The sequence below is a fragment of the Virgibacillus sp. M23 genome (assembly GCF_034190895.1).
Classification (GTDB): domain Bacteria; phylum Bacillota; class Bacilli; order Bacillales; family Amphibacillaceae; genus Virgibacillus; species Virgibacillus salarius.
The window spans coordinates 1-402 of the sequence record NZ_JAWDHA010000354.1; the positions used below are offsets into that span (position 1 = coordinate 1).

At 51.5% G+C, this 402-nt stretch carries 1 protein-coding gene; it reads left to right on the forward strand.

The features are described 5' to 3' along the window. Positions 1 to 322 (forward strand): DUF3231 family protein (locus RVS70_RS22965; protein ID WP_321135050.1); only part of this gene is annotated, 322 nt, incomplete at its 5' end. Between the last annotated feature and the right edge of the window lie 80 nt (positions 323 to 402).

A 402-nucleotide genomic window follows, 5' to 3' on the forward strand; every position in this document is an offset into this window, starting at 1 on the left:
GGTCAGCACGATCCTGAAAGAAAACGGGGTGGCGCTGCCGCCGGCTTCTCCTGAACCGCCGACAGCAGATCTTAACGATATTCCGCCTGGTGCACGGTTTCTCGATCCGGATGTGGCGGCCTCCGCGGCAGCGGAAAATGCTGCAGGTCTTGTGACATGCAGCAAAATGATGGGGCAATCGATTCGTGAGGAGATTGCCATGATGTTTGGGCAATTTCATATATCGAAAGCGGCAACCGGCGCAAAATACTTAAGGCTGCTAAAAAACAAAGGCTGGCTCATCCCGCCGCAGCTTCATCTTCAAAAACATCACGACGCTTAATGGCAAAGGCATATACAGCTGTATATGCCTTTATTTTATGAAGAAGACGTAAGACGCAAGCCGATGACGCCGGCTAGGAT